Consider the following 17,601-nt stretch of genomic DNA (forward strand, 5'->3'; position numbering starts at 1 on the left):
TACCCGAGAAGCGAGTGTGTCGCAAGTAACCTAGGGTGATGCCTGTGCAGCGTGTGGTTCGTGTTGTTGCCACTGTGCTAGCCGTCGCCGTCGTTTTTGGCACCGGCGTGGCCTGGAACAACGTCCGAGCGTTCGAAGACGGCATCTTCCACATGTCCGCCCCGTCGCTCGGTAAGGGCGGCGACGACGGCGCGATCGACATCCTGCTGGTCGGCCTGGACAGCCGCACCGACGCCCACGGCAACGCGTTGACGCCGGACGAGCTGGCGACGCTGAAGGCCGGTGACGAGGAAGCCACCAACACCGACACCATCATCCTGGTCCGGATACCGAACAGCGGGAAGTCGGCCACCGCGATCTCGATTCCGCGCGACTCCTATGTCACCGCACCCGGCCTGGGCAAGACGAAGATCAACGGCGTCTACGGCCAGACGCGGGAAGCCAAGCGGACCAACCTGGTCAAAGCCGGCGATTCGGCCGAGGATGCCGCCACGCAAGGCACCGAGGCCGGGCGCGAAGCCTTGATCAAGACCGTCGCCGACCTCACCGGGGTCACCGTCGACCACTACGCCGAGATCGGGCTGCTCGGCTTCGCGTTGATCGCCGATGCGCTCGGCGGTGTCGACGTGTGCCTCAAAGAGGCCGTCTACGAACCACTTTCGGGCGCCGACTTCCCGGCCGGCCCGCAAAAGCTCGACGGTGCGGAAGCGCTCAGCTTCGTGCGCCAACGCCACGACCTGCCGCGCGGCGACCTCGACCGGGTGGTGCGCCAGCAGGTGGTGATGGCCTCGCTGGCCCACCGGGTGATCTCCGGCAAGACGCTGTCCAGCCCCACCACGCTCAAGCGCCTGGAGGCGGCCGTGCAGCGCTCGGTGGTGATCTCCCAGGGTTGGGATGTCATGGATTTCGTGCAGCAGCTGCAGAAGCTGGCCGGCGGCAACGTCGCCTTTGCCACCATCCCGGTGCTCGACGGAGCCGGGTGGAGCGACGACGGCATGCAGAGCGTCGTCCGGGTGGACGCGCACCAGGTTCAGGACTGGGTCGCGAGCCTGTTGCACGAGCAGGATCAGGGCAAGACCGAGGAAATTGCCTACACACCCGCCAAGACGACCGCCACGGTGGTCAACGACACCGACATCAACGGGCTGGCGGCCGCGGTGTCAGACGTGTTGAGCTCCAAGGGATTCACCACCGGCTCGGCCGGCAACAACGACGGCACTCACGTCAAATCCAGCCAGGTGCGCGCCAACAAGCCCGACGACCTCGGAGCGCAGGAAGTCTCTAAGGAGCTGGGCGGACTGCCCGTCGTGCCAGATGCGTCGTTGGCGCCGGGATCGGTCCGGGTGGTGCTGGCCAACGACTACACCGGACCGGGCTCCGGTCTGTCCGGCAGCACGACGGCACCGGCGCGGGTCACGAACCAGTCGGCCACCGACCCGAATGTTCCGGCACCCTCGCCGATCCTGACCGCCGGTAGCGACAAGCCGGAGTGCATCAACTGACCACGCTGTCCGGGGCGATCCTCGATCCGATGCTGCGGGCCGACCCGGTCGGTCCGCGCATCACCTACTACGACGACGCCACCGGCGAGCGCATCGAGTTGTCCGCGGTGACCCTGGCGAACTGGGCCGCCAAGACCGCCAACCTGTTACGCGACGAGCTGGGCGCGGGCCCGGCCAGCCGGGTGGCGATCTTGCTGCCGGCGCACTGGCAGACCGCGGCGGTCTTGTTCGGGTTGTGGTGGATCGGCGCTGAGGCCGTACTCGACGGACCGGCCGACCTCGCCCTGTGCACCGCCGAACGGCTGGACGAGGCCGACTCGGCCGTCGCGGGCGGGGAGGTCGCGGTGTTGTCGCTGGATCCGTTCGGCCGTCCGGTGCCGGACCTGCCGATCGGCGTCACCGACTACGCCACCGCGGTGCGGGTGCATGGCGACCAGATCGTCGCCGAACGCCATCCCGGTGCCGCGCTGGCCGGCCGCTCCGTCGAAGAAATCCTGGCCGACTGTGAAAACTCCGCGGCCGCACGGGGTTTGACAGCCAAAGATCGAGTACTTTCCACCGCCTCGTGGCCCGGCCCCGCCGAGCTGGTCGACGGCCTGCTGGCGATCATGGCCGCCGGTGCATCGCTGGTGCAGGTGGCGAACCCCGATCCGGCGGTGCTGCAGCGCCGAGCCGACACCGAGAAAGTCACCCGCGTCCTCTAAAACGCATATTGATATCGCAATATATCAATGTTAATTTCGTGCAAGCATGAGGTGGACGGCGCGACAACTTGGCTGTTTCCGTCGCTCCCGGGGCAACTATCTGATAATGGTTGTCATTAACAACAGGGCGGTGGAGAAGGGATCAGGGCGATGGCGGTATTCGGGTTACTGGCAAAGGCAGCGGGAACGGTATTCACCGGTCTCGTCGGTGTGACGGCCTATGAGGTCGTGCGCAAAGCCGCGGCCAAGGCACCCCTGCATGAGACTGCCGTCAAAGGCGCGGAGCTCGGATTACGCGGCACCCGCAAAGCCGAAACTGCCGCGGAGTCGGCGCGGCTGAAGCTCGCCGACGTGATGGCCGAAGCCCGCGAGCGCATCGGCGAGGAGGCGCCCACCCCGTCGCTGGGCGACACCCACGATCACGACCACTGATCGCTCGCCATGAGCCTCGCGATCGTTGAAGACATCGCAACCGCCGAAGACCCTGCCCTAGAAGTGCTTTCGGATGCGGCCGGCCGCATGCGGGTTTCGGTTCCGTGGGTGCGCGCCAGCACCCGGCGGGCCGTCGCGGTCGAAGAGGCCGTCGCCAAGCGGACCGGCGTGCGCGCCGTGCACGCCTACCCGCGCACCGGATCGGTCGTGGTCTGGTATTCGCCGCGCCGCTGCGATCGCGCCGAGATACTGGCGGTGATCAGCGGTGCCGAACACGTTGCCGCCGAACTGATTCCGGCGCGCGCGCCCCATTCTTCGGAGATCCGCAACTCCGATGTACTGCGCATGGTCATCGGCGGTCTCGCCCTGAGCCTGCTCGGGGTGCGCCGCTACGTGTTTGCCCGGCCACCGCTGCTCGGCCCGAGCGGCCGGGTGGTCGCCACCGGCGTCACGATCTTCACCGGCTACCCGTTCCTGCGCGGCGCGCTACGTTCGCTGCGGTCCGGCAAGGCCGGTACCGACGCCCTGGTGTCGGCCGCGACCGTGGCGAGCCTGATCCTGCGTGAGAACGTGGTCGCGCTGACCGTGCTCTGGCTGCTCAATATCGGTGAGTACCTGCAAGACCTGACGCTGCGGCGGACCAGGCGCGCCATTTCGGAGCTGCTGCGCGGCAGCCAGGACACGGCGTGGATCCGGCTCGCGGCGCCTTCTGGGACCCCTGGCCCCTGGACCGAGATACAGGTGCCGATCGACAGCGTGGAGATCGGCGACGAGGTGGTGGTGCACGACCACGTCGCGATCCCGGTGGACGGCGACGTGGTCGACGGCGAGGCCGTCGTGAACCAATCCGCGATCACCGGGGAAAACCTGCCGGTGAGCGTCGGCGTCGGAACACATGTGCACGCCGGCTCGGTCGTGGTGCGCGGACGCGTCGTGGTGCGCGCCCAAGCCGTCGGCAACCAAACCACGATCGGGCGCATCATCACCCGCGTCGAGGAGGCGCAGCACGACCGGGCGCCGATCCAGACGGTCGGCGAAAACTTCTCTCGCCGTTTCGTTCCCACCTCGTTCATCGTGTCGGCGATCACGCTGGCGGTCACCGGAGACGTCCGGCGAGCGATGACCATGCTGTTGATCGCCTGCCCCTGCGCGGTGGGTCTGGCCACCCCGACCGCGATCAGCGCGGCGATCGGCAACGGCGCGCGCCGCGGCATCCTGATCAAGGGTGGATCCCACCTCGAGCAGGCGGGCCGGGTCGACGCGATCGTGTTCGACAAGACCGGCACGCTGACCGTCGGTCGCCCGGTAGTCACCAATATCGTTGCAATGCATAAGGATTGGCAACCCGAGCAGGTGCTGGCGTATGCGGCCAGCTCGGAGATCCACTCCCGCCACCCGCTGGCCGAGGCAGTGATCCGCTCGACCGAGGAACGCCACATCAGCATCCCGCCGCACGAGGAGTGCGAGGTGCTGGTCGGCCTGGGCATGCGGACCTGGGCCGACGGCCGCACCCTGCTGCTGGGTAGCCCGTCGCTGCTGCAGGCCGAAAAAGTCAGGGTGTCGAAGAAGGCCAAGGAGTGGGTCGACAAGCTGCGGCGCGAGGCCGAGACCCCGCTGCTGCTGGCGGTGGACGGCAAGCTGGTCGGCCTGATCAGCCTGCGTGACGAAGTCCGGCCCGAGGCCGCAGAGGTGCTGACGAAGTTGCGCGCCAATGGGATTCGCCGCATCGTCATGCTCACCGGCGATCACCCGGACATCGCCGCGGTCGTCGCCGACGAGCTGGGCATCGACGAGTGGCGCGCGGAGGTCATGCCGGAGGACAAGCTCGAGGTGGTGCGCGAGCTGCAGGGCGAGGGCTACATCGTGGGCATGGTCGGCGACGGCATCAACGACGCCCCGGCGCTGGCGGCCGCCGACATCGGAATTGCGATGGGGCTGGCCGGAACCGACGTCGCCGTCGAAACCGCCGACGTGGCGCTGGCCAACGACGACCTGCATCGCCTGCTCGACGTCCGCGACCTGGGCGCCCGGGCGGTCGACGTGATCCGGGAGAACTACGGCATGTCGATCGCCGTCAACGCAGTCGGACTGATCATCGGCGCGGGCGGCGCGCTATCCCCCGTGCTCGCCGCGATTCTGCACAACGCGTCGTCGGTTGCGGTGGTGGCCAACAGTTCCCGGCTGATCCGCTACCGCCTCGATTAATAGCGTCCCATCATTCGCGATCCGGGTCCCAGGTGCCCGGCAGCATCGGAATCGTTGGGCCGCCACCGAATTCGTCACCGGCCAGTGCGGTCACGCCGGCGGCGGCGGCCTCCCTGCGTGCCGTGCCGGCGAACCCCAGACTGCCCGCGCCCGAATCCGAGGCCGCCGCCGACCCTCCCCAGTCCGGCTCGACGTCGACGTTCATATCCATGTACTCGTCACCGTAGTCGCGCTGACGCACCCGCTGGCGCCGCCGACGCCGCGCGGCCTCCCCCGCGCTCGCAGCTGCCGCCGCCGCGGCGCTATCCGGTTCTGGTGCTTTCTTTTTCGCGCCCGCGCTGGCGCTGGTGCTCATTGCCGAACGCGACCCGATCCCGGGAGGAGCGATGACGTAAGGGGGCACAAATCCGGGCCCGCCCGCAGCCGGCGGCGCGGGTGCCGTGGCCGTGGGCACCGCGGTCGCCGTGGCAGCGGGCGCGGGAGCCGGTGCCGACGCGGGGGCCGGGGCGGGCGCGGCGATCGGGGCGTGGCCGAGCGCCGGCACGATGCCGGGAGCGGCCGGAGCCGGTGGTAGCGCCGGCGCGACCACGGGGTGCGGCAACGCGGCCAACCCGGCCAGCCCCGCGAGGCCGCCGACGGCCCCGAGCGGGGCAACCGCCGCGATGATCGGAACCAGCAGCAGCTGTGGGGTACTCGAGAGCCAACTCGCGATCTCGGCGATGTGGGTCGGCCAGTCCACCGACTCGAGGAACGCGATGTACTGAAAGGCCAACGCCGGATTGGTCTGCAGGTACTGACCGAACTGCTCGAAATCCTCAAGAAGCTCCAGCGCACGAACCACCCAGAAGATCAGCTGGCCCGGGTTCGTATAGGAGTCATACGGCATGCCATTGACCGTGCCCTGCGCGGGATTCCAATCGATCCCGAACCACCGCAGAATCTGGGCCAGAAACTGGTTGAACGGGTTGTCGACCGTCGGATCGGGAAACTCGTCGTCGTCACCGCCGTCGTCCTGGGCCGCGTCGGATCTCAGGATCTGCCGCGCCGGGTCGGCCGGCGGCGTCGCCGCCACCGCGGCGCTGGAGACCGCTTCATAGCCCGTCATCGTGGCGGCGGCCTGGACCCACATTCGCGCATAGTCGGCCTCGTTGACCGTGATCGGAATCGTATTGACACCAAAGAAATTCGTCGCCACCAGGCCTGCGTGTACGACGTGGTTGGTGGCCAGTTCGCCCACGGTCGGCATCGCCGCGAGCGCGGCGGTGTAGGCCGCGGCCGCCGTCTCATGTTGAGCCGCGGCCGCCGCGCTGTCCGCGCTCGCCTTCGTCAACCAGGCCAGATACGGCGCGTGCGCGGCCACATACGACTCGGCGCTGGGTCCCTGCCATGCCCCGGCCCGGGTCGACGCCAACACAGCGCTGAGTTCTTGTGCCGCCGAAGCATATTCGGCACTCAGCGAATTCCATGCCGCCGCGGCCGCGAGCAACGGCCCGGGTCCCGGACCGCTGCTCAGCAGGGCCGAGTGCACCTCCGGCGGTGAGGCCATCCACCAGGTCATTTGTCGATACCCCTTGGGCTGGAAGGTCGCTGACCTCAGCTAACTTAATGCAAATGATTTTCATTATCAACTCATAGGGGCCGGGAAGCCGAACGAAGGCAAGACCGTATCGTTAATCCGGCTAACCAGCTCGCAATGAAGGGACGCATCCGTGGCGCGCAGCGACAACGACACCTGGGACCTGGCGACCAGCGTGGGAGCCACCGCAACCATGGTGGCCGCGGGACGGGCCCGAGCCACCAAGGACGCACTGATCGACGACCCGTTCGCCGAGCCGCTGGTGCGCGCGGTGGGCGTCGACTTCTTCACCCGGTGGGCCAACGCCGAGATCGACGCCGCCGACGTCGACGAGCCCGGTGCGGCGTGGGGCATGCAGCGCATGACCGACCTGCTGGCCGCGCGCACCCGCTACATCGATGCGTTCTTCGCCGACGCGGCGGCCGCGGGCGTCCGCCAGGTCGTCATCCTGGCCTCCGGCCTGGACGCGCGCGGATACCGACTGGCCTGGGCTCCGGGAACGACGGTGTTCGAGATCGACCAGCCAGAAGTCATCGAGTTCAAAACGACGACAATCGAGGCGCTCGGCGCCAAGCCCACCGCCGAGATCCGGGGCGTCGCGATCGACCTGCGCCACGATTGGCCGTCGGCGCTGAAGCAGGCCGGGTTCGATACCGGCCAGCCCGCCGCGTGGGCCGCCGAGGGCCTACTCGGCTTCCTGCCGCCCGACGCGCAGGATCGCTTGCTGGACAACATCACCGCGCTGTCCGCCGACGGCAGCCGGCTGGTGGCCGAAATCTTCATCAACACCGGCTGCAACCAGAATGCGTTGGACGGCGCCAGCCGGCGGTGGCGGGACAACGGGCTCGACGTCGCACTAGACGATCTCGGCTTTCCCGGCGACCGCAACGATGCGGCCACGTATCTGCGGGACCGCGGCTGGCAGCCCGTCAGCACGCCGCTGAATCAGTTGTTGGCCGACAACGGATTACCGCAGCAGCCCGGCGGCGAAGACGCCCCGTTCGCCAAGAACTATTACTGCACCGCAGTTTTACACCAGGTAGGGTAAGAGGAAGGCCTCAATATGCCAAACAGCCAGCCGCCCAAGCCACTTGACGGATACCGGGTTCTCGATTTCACGCAGAACATCGCCGGGCCGCTGGCTGGGCAGATCATGGCAGACCTCGGTGCCGAGGTCATCAAGGTCGAAGCACCCAACGGCGAAGCGGCACGCCAGATCGTCGCGGTGCTGCCCGGTCGGCCACCGCTGCCCACGCTGTTCTGGCCCCACAACCGGGGCAAGAAGTCGGTGGCGGTGGACCTGACCACCGACGTAGCCAAACAGCAGATCCTGCGGCTGGTTGACACCGCGGACGTCGTACTGGAGGGATTCCGCCCCGGAGTGATGGAGCGGATGGGGTTGGGCCCCAACGAGTTACGGTCCCGCAACCCGAAGCTCATCTACGCGCGCCTGTCCGCCTACGGCGGCAACGGCCCGGAAGGCAGTAGGCCGGGCGTCGACCTGATGGTCGCCGCCGAGTCGGGCATGACCACCGGAATGCCCACGCCGAGCGGCAAACCACAGATCATTCCGTTCCAGCTCGTCGACGCCGCCAGCGGCCACGTGCTCGCCCAGGCGGTGCTGGCCGCGCTGCTGAATCGCGAGCGCCACGGCGTGGCAGACGTGGTCCGGGTCGCGATGTACGACGTCGCGGTGGGGCTGCAGGCCAGCCAACTGACGATTCACCTGAACAAGCCCAGCGAGGCGCCCAAGCCGAAACCGGATGCGGCGCCAACTGCCAAGAAGCGCAAGGGCGTTGGTTTCGCAACCCAGCCGTCGGATGCCTTCAAGGCCGCCGACGGCTACCTGGTGATCAGCGCGTATGTGCCCAAGCACTGGGAGAAGCTGTGCCAGATCATCGGCCGGCCCGACCTCCGGGACGACGAACGGTTCATCGACCAGCGTTCGCGCGCCGTGAATTACTCCGAGTTGACCGAGGAACTCGAGTCGGCGCTGGCCGCCAAGACCGCCGCCGAATGGGTTGAGCTGCTGCAAGAAGGCGGTTTGATGGCCTGCCTGGCCTACACCTGGAAGCAGGTGGTCGGCACCCCCTTGTTCGCCGAAAACGAACTCGCGCTGACGGTCGGCAGTGGTGACGATGAAATCACGGTGATCCGCACTCCGGCCCGCTACTCCAGCTTCGAGGCGGCGGCCGCCGGTCCCCCACCGGCTGCGGGCCAGCACAACGACCTGTTTCTGGCCGAGTCCTGATTTCTCGCACCGACTTTCTTTGAATCACCCATGAAACGACTTGTTGTCAAACGACGGACACCTGGGTTTCTTTGAGTTGTCGATGAATCCGTAGGGGTTTATCACGGCAATCGAGCAGTCGCGGAAAGCTTCCTCACACGAACTAGCCGCAGGCGACGCAATGTCTTGCCGTCCGCTTATCTGACTTGTCTTGGTTACCAGGGCAGGTGGGCGCATGATTGACACACGACGTTCTACCGGTCATAAAGAAGTCGTCAGCCCGGTGGTAGCGGACCGCCGCTTGCCGACTTCCTAACCGCTGGAGGAGTCGACTTATGAATGCGCCTGTAGGCAATCTTGTGGAAGCGACCAAATCCGAGTCGCTTCTGACGAATCTGCGCCACGACGTTCCCGCATCGCTCGTCGTCTTCCTTGTGGCGCTGCCGCTTTCGCTGGGCATCGCGATCGCCTCCGGGGCTCCACTGGCCGCCGGTTTGATCGCCGCGGTGGTGGGCGGCATCGTCGCCGGCACATTCGGCGGGTCGTCGGTCCAGGTCAGTGGCCCGGCCGCGGGTCTCACGGTGGTGGTCGCCGGGCTGATCGACGACGTCGGCTTTCCGATGTTGTGCCTGATGACCATCGGCGCGGGCGCGCTGCAGATCGGGTTCGGCCTGAGCCGACTGGCGCGCGCCGCGCTGGCGATTGCGCCGGTGGTGGTGCACGCGATGCTGGCCGGCATCGGTATCACGATCATTTTGCAGCAGGTTCACGTCCTGATGGGCGGATCGTCACACAGCTCGGCATGGCAGAACCTGGTCGCGCTGCCGAACGGCATCCTGCATCACGAGCTGGACGAAGTGATCACCGGTGGGACGGTCATCGCCATCTTGTTGCTGTGGTCACGACTGCCCGCCAAGGTACGGATGATCCCCGCGCCGTTGGTGGCCATCGTGGCGGCGACCGCGCTCGCGATCGCGGCGGGCCTGGATGCCGATCGAATCTCCCTGTCGGGCAACTTCTTCGACGCCATCAACCTGCCCACCATCTCGGGAGCCTCGCCGGAAGGCAAGCCGTGGATCGACGAGGCCGGCGAGATCGCCGTCGGTGTCCTGACGATCGCCCTGATCGCCAGCGTCGAATCGCTGTTGTGCGCGGTCGGCATCGACAAGATGCACAACGGCCCGCGCACGAACTTCGACAAGGAAATCATCGGGCAGGGCAGCGCGAACGTGGTATCCGGATTGCTGGGCGGCCTGCCGATCACCGGTGTGATCGTGCGCAGTTCGGCCAACGTGGCCGCGGGCGCCCGCACCCGACTGTCGGCGGTGCTGCACGGCGTATGGATCCTGCTGTTCGCCTCGCTGTTCACCGACCTGGTGGAGCTCATCCCCAAGGCGGCGCTGGCCGGGCTGCTGATCGTGGTCGGTGCCCAGCTGATCAAGCTGGCTCACGTCAAACTGGCTTGGCGGACCGGCAATTTCGCGGTCTACGCCGTCACCATTGTGTCGGTGGTCTTCCTCAACTTGCTGGAAGGTGTGGTCATCGGGCTCGCCGTCGCGGTCGGCATCCTGCTGGTCAGGGTGACGCGCGCGCCCGTCGCGGTGCGGCCGATCGGCGGCGAGCAGTCCATGCAGTGGCGGATCGATATCGACGGCACGTTGAGCTTCTTGCTGCTGCCCCGGCTGACCAAAGCGCTCGCCTCGGTGCCGCAGGGGTCCGAGGTCACGCTGAACCTGAACGCGGACTACATCGACGACTCGGTCTCGGAGGCCATTTCCGATTGGCAGCGCTCCCACGAAGAGCGGGGCGGAGTGGTGGTCATCGTCGAGACGTCGCCCGGGAGGCTGCGCGACGCGCACGCGAGTCCACCGAGGCGTCACTTCGCGCGGGATCCGATCGGGCTGGTGCCGTGGCGGTCGCCTCGCGCCAATCACGAAAACAACGGCGACGCCACCATTCTCGATCGCGTCGACGAATACCACCGCAATGGTTCCGCCGTGTTGCACCAGCACATCGCCGGGCTCGGCGGCGCACAGGACCCGTACGCGCTGTTCCTCACCTGTGCCGACTCACGGATCCTGCCGAACGTCATCACCGCCAGCGGCCCCGGGGACCTGTACACCGTCCGCAACTTCGGCAACCTGGTGCCGACCGAGGCGGACGACCGCTCGGTAGACGCCGCGCTCGAATTCGCGGTCAACCAACTCGGCGTGAGTTCGGTTGTGATCTGCGGTCATTCGTCATGCGCCGCGATGAAGGTGCTCCTCGAGAACACCGACCAACCCGCGACAGCGATGGGCGCGTGGCTGAGATACGCGGGCGAGAGTCTGGACGCGTACCGGAATCACCATCCGGCGCGCGCGAGCGCCGCAGCCATCGGGTACTCGGAGATCGACCAGCTGAGCATCGTGAACGTCGCGATTCAGCTGGAAAGACTTATCCAGCACCCGATCTTGGCATCCGCGGTCGCGTCCGGCGATATACAGGTGGTCGCCATCTTCTTCGACATCCCGACCACTCGCGTGTACGAAGTGACACCGCGCGGCATCGTGTGCCCCGAAGAACCGGTCAGGCCACAAGCGTGACGGTCATTGCGGGCTACGCGCGCGGCAGGCGCACCACCTGAAGGAAGAACTCGTCGATCTGCCGCACCGCGCTGATGAATTGGTCGAGGTCGACCGGCTTGGCGACATAGGCGTTGGCGTGCAGCTTGTAGCTGCGCAGGATGTCCTCCTCCGCCGAGGAAGTGGTGAGCACGACGACCGGGATGCGCGCGAGATCCGCGTCGGACTTCACCTTTTCCAGCAACTGCCGCCCGTCATACTTCGGCAGGTTCAGATCCAGCAGGATGAGATCCGGTCGCGGCGCGCCCTCGAACTGACCGCGCTTATAGAGGAAGTCCAGCCCCTCTTCGCCGTCGTGCGCGACATGTAGTCGATTCTGAAACTTGTTGTGCTCCAACGCTTCCCGGGTAATGAGTTCGTCTCCAGGGTCGTCTTCGATGAGCAGAATCTCGACTGCTCTGCCGGCTGGCGTCATTGGTGGGCTCCTTCCAGGGCGGTTGGGCGTTCCGCGTCCACCGGTGCGGGGAGCGTGAATTCGAATCGGGTTCCGTCGGTGTAGGTCGTGTCGATCCGAATGGCGCCGTCGTGATATTCGACGATCTTTTTCACCAGCGCCAGGCCGACACCCGTTCCGGGGTACACGTCGCGGCCGTGCAGCCGCTGGAAGATGACGAAGACCTTCTCGGTGAACTCCTCGGCAATGCCGATACCGTTGTCCGACAGGGTCAGCAGCCACTGGCGCGTATCGGTGCGCAGTTCGCAGTCGATGACGATCCGGGGCGGCCGGTCAACGTGGCGGAACTTGATCGCGTTGCCAATCAGGTTCTGCCACAACATCGTCAACAGTGTCGGGTCCCCGACAACCTGAGGCAACGGCTGACGTGGACGCACGATCTCGGTGTGGGATTCCTCGATCGCGGTGGCAAGGTTGGCCACGGCCGCATCCAGCGTCGCGTCCAGCTCGACCGCGGTCTGCTTGACGCGCACCCGGCCGACCCTGGAGAAGCTCAGCAGGTCGTTGATCAGCACCTGCATGCGTTTGGCACCGTCGACCGCGTAGTTGATGTATTCGGCACCGCGTTCGTCGAGCTGGTCGCCGTAGCGTTTCTCGAGTAACTGACAGAACGAGGCGACCTTGCGCAGCGGTTCCTGCAGATCGTGCGAAGCGACGTAGGCGAACTGCTCGAGTTCGGCGTTGGAACGCTTCAATTCGATTGCCTGCTCGTCCAATCGCGCCTCGGCCGCCCGCGAGATGTCGAGTGCCGAGACGACGCGCTGCCGCATGTTCTCGACGTCGATGGCCATGTCCCGGAGGTCCCTGGGCCGCCTTGGGGGCGTGATGGTTTCGGTGAAGGTGCCCTCGGTGATCCGCCGGCACGACGCGGCCAGCGCCGCGAGCGGAAGGGTGATCGCGGCCCGGGTCACCAGACCCAGCGTGATGGCCAGACCGAAGAACACCAGGACTACCGCGAAAAGCACCCAGTTTCGCCAGGCAGTCATGTCTTTAAATTCGTCAGTGGCATGCGCGGACGCCGCGGCGAAATCCACATTTTGAATATCGAAAAGCTCACGCAGATGGTCGAATTCGGCTTTACCGCGGTCGGCGACCCTACTGTTCACCACGTCCGGGACATTGGGCTTCACGGTCGCGATCAGCGGCTCCGCGGAGCTGGCCCGCCAGTTGGCCGCGGCCCTCTCGATCGCATCCAGGTCGTTGATCAGGTCCACCCGTCCGCCGAGTAACCGCCGGATCTCCTCGGCCGCTGCGTGTTCGGCGTGCTGGCCGTCGTAGTAAGGCGTGAGGAACTGCCGATCGGCAGAGATCGCGTAGCCGCGCACGCCGGTTTCCTGGTCGCGCAATGCCGCCTGCAGCTGGTAGGAGGCCACCCGGGCCGGGGCAATCTGTTCGCTCAGGCTGCGCGAGAGTTCGTCGGTGCGGTTCAGCAGCGCCGCACCCGCTATCGCACCGGCGAGCACCAGCACGCCCATGCTGAGCAAGATGAGGAACAGCCACCCGCGGACGGTGAGCTGAGCTCGCGGGTGCGGCTCGGTGATCACGTCGCCGTCCGCTCTACGCGAACGACGGCGATGTCATCGGTGAGCCCGCCGCGCGGCTGAGCGAGTTGCTCGGCACCGTCGATCAACGCGTCGACGAACGCCGGACCCGGCAGACCGCCGTGGGTACGCGCCAGTGCAAGCAAGCCGTCCTCCCCCAGTCGCTCGTTGCCGGTCCCGCAGTATCCCTCGAAAAGCCCATCGGTGAGCAGCAGCAGCCCCTGCCCCACCGGCAATTCCAGCTCATGCTGCGGCCAGTCGTCGCCGCTGAGGCCCAGCGCCGGGCCGCCCGGCGGCTCCACCCATTCCACCCTTCCGGCGCCTTGGCGCAACATGCCCGGATGGCCGGCCCGGATCGAGGTGATGAGCGGGGTGTCGGGTGCGATCTCGAGGGACAAGACCGTCGCGAAGATCCCACTGCCGGTTCGTTCGGCGTGCAGAATCCGCTCGAGCTGGCGCATCAGTTCGGCGGCGCGCACGCCGGCGAACGTGAGCGCGCGCCACGCGATGCGCAGCGCCGCGCCCAGCGCCGCCTCGTGGGGCCCGTGCCCGGCGACGTCGCCGATCAGGACGTGCACCACCCGGTCCGCCGTCTGCACGACGTCATAGAAGTCACCGCACAGCAACGCGTCCGCGCGGCTCGGCCGGTACCGGGCCACGATCTGGACACCCGGATTGTCCAGCAGTAACGGGGACGGCAGCAGGCCGCGTTCCAGCAGGGCGTTCTCCCGGGCCCGAAGCTGACTGGCCTGCAGATCCGCGGCGATGAGCTCGACCCGCTTGCGCTCGATCGCGTACAGCAGCGCGCGGCGCAGCATGTCGGGTTCGACCCGGCCCTTGACCAGATAGTCCTGCGCCCCGGCCGCGACGGCGGAGGCGCCGAAGTACTCGTCATTCAGCCCGGTCAGCACCACGATCGGCACCGTCGCGTCGCGCGCGGCGATGCGGTTCAGCGCCTCGATGCCGCTGGCGTCGGGCAGGTGCAGGTCCAGCAGCACACAGTCGGGCCGGGCTGCGGCCAGCTCGCGCTCGGCGTGGGCCATCGACTGTGCCCACGTCACCTTGATGTCGTCGACCGCGCCGGTGATCAGGTCTTCGACGAGCACCGCGTCGGCCCGGTCGTCTTCGACCAAGAGCAACGACAAGGTCTGCCAGTTCGCGGCCGGGGTGACTGGGCTAAGCATTTCGCCCCCCTTGCCGCAGTCGTCGCATGCTCATTTGGCGCTACGCGTGGCCGCTACCCTCCGAACGGCCGACGCTGAGCTTGGTCGTAGCGCCAAATCTTATTGGGTGAGCTGCATTTCTGACCATCGGGTCCCGGAAAACGATCAACGCAGCAGCGCCCGCGACATCACCACGCGCTGAATCTGATTGGTGCCTTCGTAGATCTGGGTGATCTTGGCATCGCGCATCATCCGCTCGACGGGGAAGTCGATGGTGTAACCGGCGCCGCCGAACAGCTGCACGGCGTCGGTGGTGACCTCCATCGCGACATCGGAGGCGAAGCATTTCGAGGCCGCCGAGATGAAACCCAGATTCGACTCGCCACGTTCGGCCCGCGCGGCGGCGCTGTAGACCATCAACCGAGCGGCCTCGACCTTCATCGCCATATCGGCCAACATGAACTGCACGGCCTGGAAGCTGCTGATCGACTCGCCGAACTGCTTGCGGTCCTTGGTATATGCGATGGCGGCGTCCACCGCGCCCTGCGCGATGCCGACGGCCTGGGCGCCGATCGTCGGACGGGTGTGATCCAGGGTGGCCAGCGCCGTCTTGAAGCCGGTGCCGGGCTCGCCGATGATCCGGTCGCCCGGGATGCGGCAGTTCTCGAAGTAGAGCTCGGTGGTCGGTGAGCCCTTGATGCCGAGTTTCTTCTCTTTGGGACCGACGGTGAATCCCTCGTCGTCCTTGTGCACGATGAACGACGAGATGCCGTTGGCGCCCTTGTCGGGATCGGTCACCGCCATCACGGTGTACCAGGTTGACTTGCCGCCGTTGGTGATCCAGCACTTGGCGCCGTTGAGAATCCAGTCGTCCCCGTCGGCCTTGGCGCGGGTGCGCATCGCGGCCGCGTCACTGCCGGCTTCACGCTCACTCAGGGCGTAGGACGCCATCGCGCTGCCATCGGCGATCGACGGCAATACCTGTTTCTTCAGTTCGTCGGAGCCGCGCAGGATCAGGCCCATGGTGCCGAGCTTGTTCACCGCCGGGATCAGCGAAGCCGACGTGTCGACCCGGGCAACCTCTTCGATGACGATGCAGGCCGCGACGGAGTCCGCGCCCTGGCCGCCGTACTCCTCGGGCACGTGCACGGCGTTGAAACCCGACGCGTTCAGCGCGTCCAGCGCCTCCTGCGGGAACCGCGCATTCTCATCCACATCGGCGGCGTGCGGAGCGATTTCCTTTTCCGCCAGCGCCCGAATCGCGGCCCTTAACTCCTGGTGTTCCTCGGGCAATTGGAACAAATCGAAGTCGGGGTGTCCGGCCCATCCAGCCATCTTGAAATCTCCTAGCCCTCTTGCTACTCGCCGGTAACTTTACCCTGGAGCTGCTGCAGGGCCGCATCCTTGGCCCGCACGCTTTCTGCCAGCTGCTCCTGGAACGCGACGATCCGGGCCCGCAGCGCCGGGTCGGAGGAACCGAGTATCCGCACGGCCAGCAGGCCGGCATTGCGGGCGCCGCCGATCGAGACCGTGGCCACCGGCACACCGGCGGGCATCTGCACGATCGACAGCAGCGAGTCCATCCCGTCCAGCCTGGCCAGCGGCACCGGCACCCCGATCACCGGCAGCGGCGTCGCGGACGCGACCATGCCCGGCAGATGAGCGGCGCCCCCGGCGCCGGCGATGATCACCTCGATGCCCCGGTCGGCCGCGCCGCGGGCGTAGTCGAACATCACGCCCGGGGTGCGATGCGCCGAGACCACCCGGACCTCGGCCGGGATATCGAACTCGGCCAGCGCCGCGGCGGCATCGGCCATCACCGACCAGTCGCTGTCGCTGCCCATGATCACCCCCACGCGGGGAGTTTCATCCATGTGGATCCCATCCGTCCGCCCACTGCCCATGTGACAACCAGTGTGCCGCCAGCTCGGCGCGTTCACGCAGCTTCGGCAAGTCCGCGACGTCCCCGCCCAGGAAATTGACGTGCCCGACCTTGCGGCCCGGGCGCTCGTCCTTCCCGTACAGGTGCACCCGGGCGTCGGGCATCCGCGCGTACAGGTGGTGCAACCGCTCGTCGACGGCCATCTGCGGCGGCCCTGAACCCGCTGGGGCGCCCAGCACGTTGGCCATCACGGTCACCGGCGCGATGGCATCGGTGTCGCCGAGCGGGTAGTCGAGCACCGCCCGCAGATGCTGTTCGAACTGGCTGGTGCGCGACCCGTCCATCGTCCAGTGCCCGGAGTTATGCGGCCGCATCGCGAGCTCGTTGACCAGCAGAGCGCCCTCGCGGGTCTCGAACAGCTCGACCGCGAGCACTCCGACCACGCCGAGTTCGTCGGCCAGCCGCAGCGCCAGCTGCTGGGCGGCCGCGGCCACACCCTGGGGCAGGTCCGGCGCGGGGGCGACCACCTGCACGCAGATGCCGTCGGATTGCACCGTCTCCACCACCGGCCACGCCGCGCCCTGGCCGAACGGCGAGCGGGCCACCAGCGCCGACAGTTCGCGGCGGAGGTTCACCTGCTCCTCGGCCATCACCGGCACCCCATCGGCCAGGAAGGTGGCCGCGATTTCGCGGGCGTGCAAAGGGTCGCGGGCCATCCGCACCCCGCGCCCGTCGTAACCTCCACGGACCGCTTTCACGACCACGGGGCCGCCCATGCGTGCGGCAAAGGCGTCCAGCTCATCCAGGTTCTCGATACCGGCATACCGCGGCACCGCGGCACCGAGGGCTTCCAGCCGGCGGCGCATCACGAGCTTGTCCTGAGCGTGCACCAAAGCGTGCGGCGGCGGTGCCACATTGACGCCCTCGGCGACCAGCTTCTCCAGCAGCTCGGTCGGGACGTGTTCGTGGTCGAAGGTCAGCACGTCGGCGCCGGCCGCAACCCGGCGCAGGTCTTCGAGATCGGTGTGCGAGCCGATCACCACATCGGGGGTGACCTGCGCGGCAGGCTCGTCGGCGGCGAGGGCCAGCACCCGCAGGCTCTGCCCCAGCGCGATCGCGGCCTGGTGCGTCATCCGGGCAAGTTGACCGCCGCCGACCATGGCGACCAACGGAGTGCGTGTACTCGGCACGGCCATCATGGTGTCACGGCACACATACCCGTGACGAAAGGCGTGTTGACCGGCTGTGACGCGAAATCGTTAGGTACCATTTTGCGCCATTTTCGAGT

At 67.2% G+C, this 17,601-nt stretch carries 14 protein-coding genes; 7 read left to right on the plus strand and 7 right to left on the minus strand.

Annotated elements, in window-relative coordinates:
- The first annotated feature begins 35 nt into the window (after positions 1-35).
- The 4 genes from LMQ14_RS21840 (at position 36) to ctpC (ending at position 4,843) form a co-directional block, all read left to right on the plus strand.
- The gene (locus LMQ14_RS21840; RefSeq protein ID WP_420714553.1) at positions 36-1,502 is read left to right on the plus strand and encodes an LCP family protein; all 1,467 of its coding nucleotides are present in this window, start codon (positions 36-38) and stop codon (positions 1,500-1,502) included.
- Entirely contained in the window at positions 1,490-2,206 is a 717-nt protein-coding gene (locus LMQ14_RS21845) for a TIGR03089 family protein (RefSeq protein ID WP_267731659.1), read from the plus strand. The genes LMQ14_RS21840 and LMQ14_RS21845 overlap by 13 nt, the downstream gene beginning before the upstream one ends.
- A gap of 150 nt (positions 2,207-2,356) precedes the next feature.
- Positions 2,357-2,638 carry a DUF1490 family protein gene (locus LMQ14_RS21850; RefSeq protein ID WP_267731660.1) on the plus strand — a complete coding sequence of 94 codons (282 nt, stop codon included), beginning with the start codon at positions 2,357-2,359 and terminating at the stop codon, positions 2,636-2,638.
- Between the two features lie 9 nt (positions 2,639-2,647).
- Complete coding sequence (ctpC, locus tag LMQ14_RS21855; RefSeq protein ID WP_267731661.1) at positions 2,648-4,843, plus strand: manganese-exporting P-type ATPase CtpC; 2,196 nt, start codon at positions 2,648-2,650, stop codon at positions 4,841-4,843.
- Between the two features lie 10 nt (positions 4,844-4,853).
- On the opposite strand, the gene LMQ14_RS21860 is transcribed toward ctpC, so the two are convergent.
- Positions 4,854-6,401 (minus strand): PPE family protein, encoded by a 1,548-nt coding sequence (locus tag LMQ14_RS21860; protein WP_420714554.1) that lies wholly within the window; start codon positions 6,399-6,401, stop codon positions 4,854-4,856.
- 151 nt (positions 6,402-6,552) lie between these two features.
- Here LMQ14_RS21860 and LMQ14_RS21865 point away from each other — a divergent pair, with 151 nt between their 5' ends.
- The 3 genes from LMQ14_RS21865 to LMQ14_RS21875 all read left to right on the plus strand — a co-directional run bounded on the left by LMQ14_RS21865 (position 6,553) and on the right by LMQ14_RS21875 (position 11,234).
- Positions 6,553-7,467 (plus strand): class I SAM-dependent methyltransferase, encoded by a 915-nt coding sequence (locus tag LMQ14_RS21865; RefSeq protein WP_267731663.1) that lies wholly within the window; start codon positions 6,553-6,555, stop codon positions 7,465-7,467.
- A gap of 15 nt (positions 7,468-7,482) precedes the next feature.
- Complete coding sequence (locus tag LMQ14_RS21870; RefSeq protein ID WP_267731664.1) at positions 7,483-8,670, plus strand: CoA transferase; 1,188 nt, start codon at positions 7,483-7,485, stop codon at positions 8,668-8,670.
- A 314-nt stretch (positions 8,671-8,984) separates the two neighbouring features.
- Complete coding sequence (locus LMQ14_RS21875) at positions 8,985-11,234, plus strand: SulP family inorganic anion transporter (RefSeq protein ID WP_267731665.1); 2,250 nt, start codon at positions 8,985-8,987, stop codon at positions 11,232-11,234.
- 13 nt (positions 11,235-11,247) lie between these two features.
- On the opposite strand, the gene LMQ14_RS21880 is transcribed toward LMQ14_RS21875, so the two are convergent.
- The 6 genes from LMQ14_RS21880 to LMQ14_RS21905 all read right to left on the minus strand — a co-directional run bounded on the left by LMQ14_RS21880 (position 11,248) and on the right by LMQ14_RS21905 (position 17,512).
- On the minus strand, positions 11,248-11,688 hold the full coding sequence (locus tag LMQ14_RS21880; RefSeq protein WP_267731666.1) for a response regulator: 441 nt from the start codon (positions 11,686-11,688) through the stop codon (positions 11,248-11,250).
- On the minus strand, positions 11,685-13,268 hold the full coding sequence (locus tag LMQ14_RS21885; RefSeq protein WP_420714707.1) for a sensor histidine kinase: 1,584 nt from the start codon (positions 13,266-13,268) through the stop codon (positions 11,685-11,687). Before LMQ14_RS21885 ends, LMQ14_RS21880 begins: the two co-directional genes overlap by 4 nt.
- Positions 13,268-14,452 (minus strand): PP2C family protein-serine/threonine phosphatase, encoded by a 1,185-nt coding sequence (locus tag LMQ14_RS21890; RefSeq protein ID WP_267731667.1) that lies wholly within the window; start codon positions 14,450-14,452, stop codon positions 13,268-13,270. The genes LMQ14_RS21885 and LMQ14_RS21890 overlap by 1 nt, the downstream gene beginning before the upstream one ends.
- Positions 14,453-14,596: 144 nt before the next feature.
- Positions 14,597-15,766 carry an acyl-CoA dehydrogenase gene (locus tag LMQ14_RS21895; RefSeq protein ID WP_267731668.1) on the minus strand — a complete coding sequence of 390 codons (1,170 nt, stop codon included), beginning with the start codon at positions 15,764-15,766 and terminating at the stop codon, positions 14,597-14,599.
- 23 nt (positions 15,767-15,789) lie between these two features.
- Positions 15,790-16,305, minus strand: coding sequence for a 5-(carboxyamino)imidazole ribonucleotide mutase (gene purE, locus LMQ14_RS21900; protein ID WP_267731669.1), 516 nt, complete (start codon positions 16,303-16,305; stop codon positions 15,790-15,792).
- The gene (locus tag LMQ14_RS21905) at positions 16,298-17,512 is read right to left on the minus strand and encodes a 5-(carboxyamino)imidazole ribonucleotide synthase (RefSeq protein WP_267731670.1); all 1,215 of its coding nucleotides are present in this window, start codon (positions 17,510-17,512) and stop codon (positions 16,298-16,300) included. Before LMQ14_RS21905 ends, purE begins: the two co-directional genes overlap by 8 nt.
- Between the last annotated feature and the right edge of the window lie 89 nt (positions 17,513-17,601).

This window comes from Mycobacterium sp. Aquia_213 (assembly GCF_026625985.1).
In the GTDB taxonomy this organism is placed as follows: Bacteria; Actinomycetota; Actinomycetes; order Mycobacteriales; family Mycobacteriaceae; genus Mycobacterium.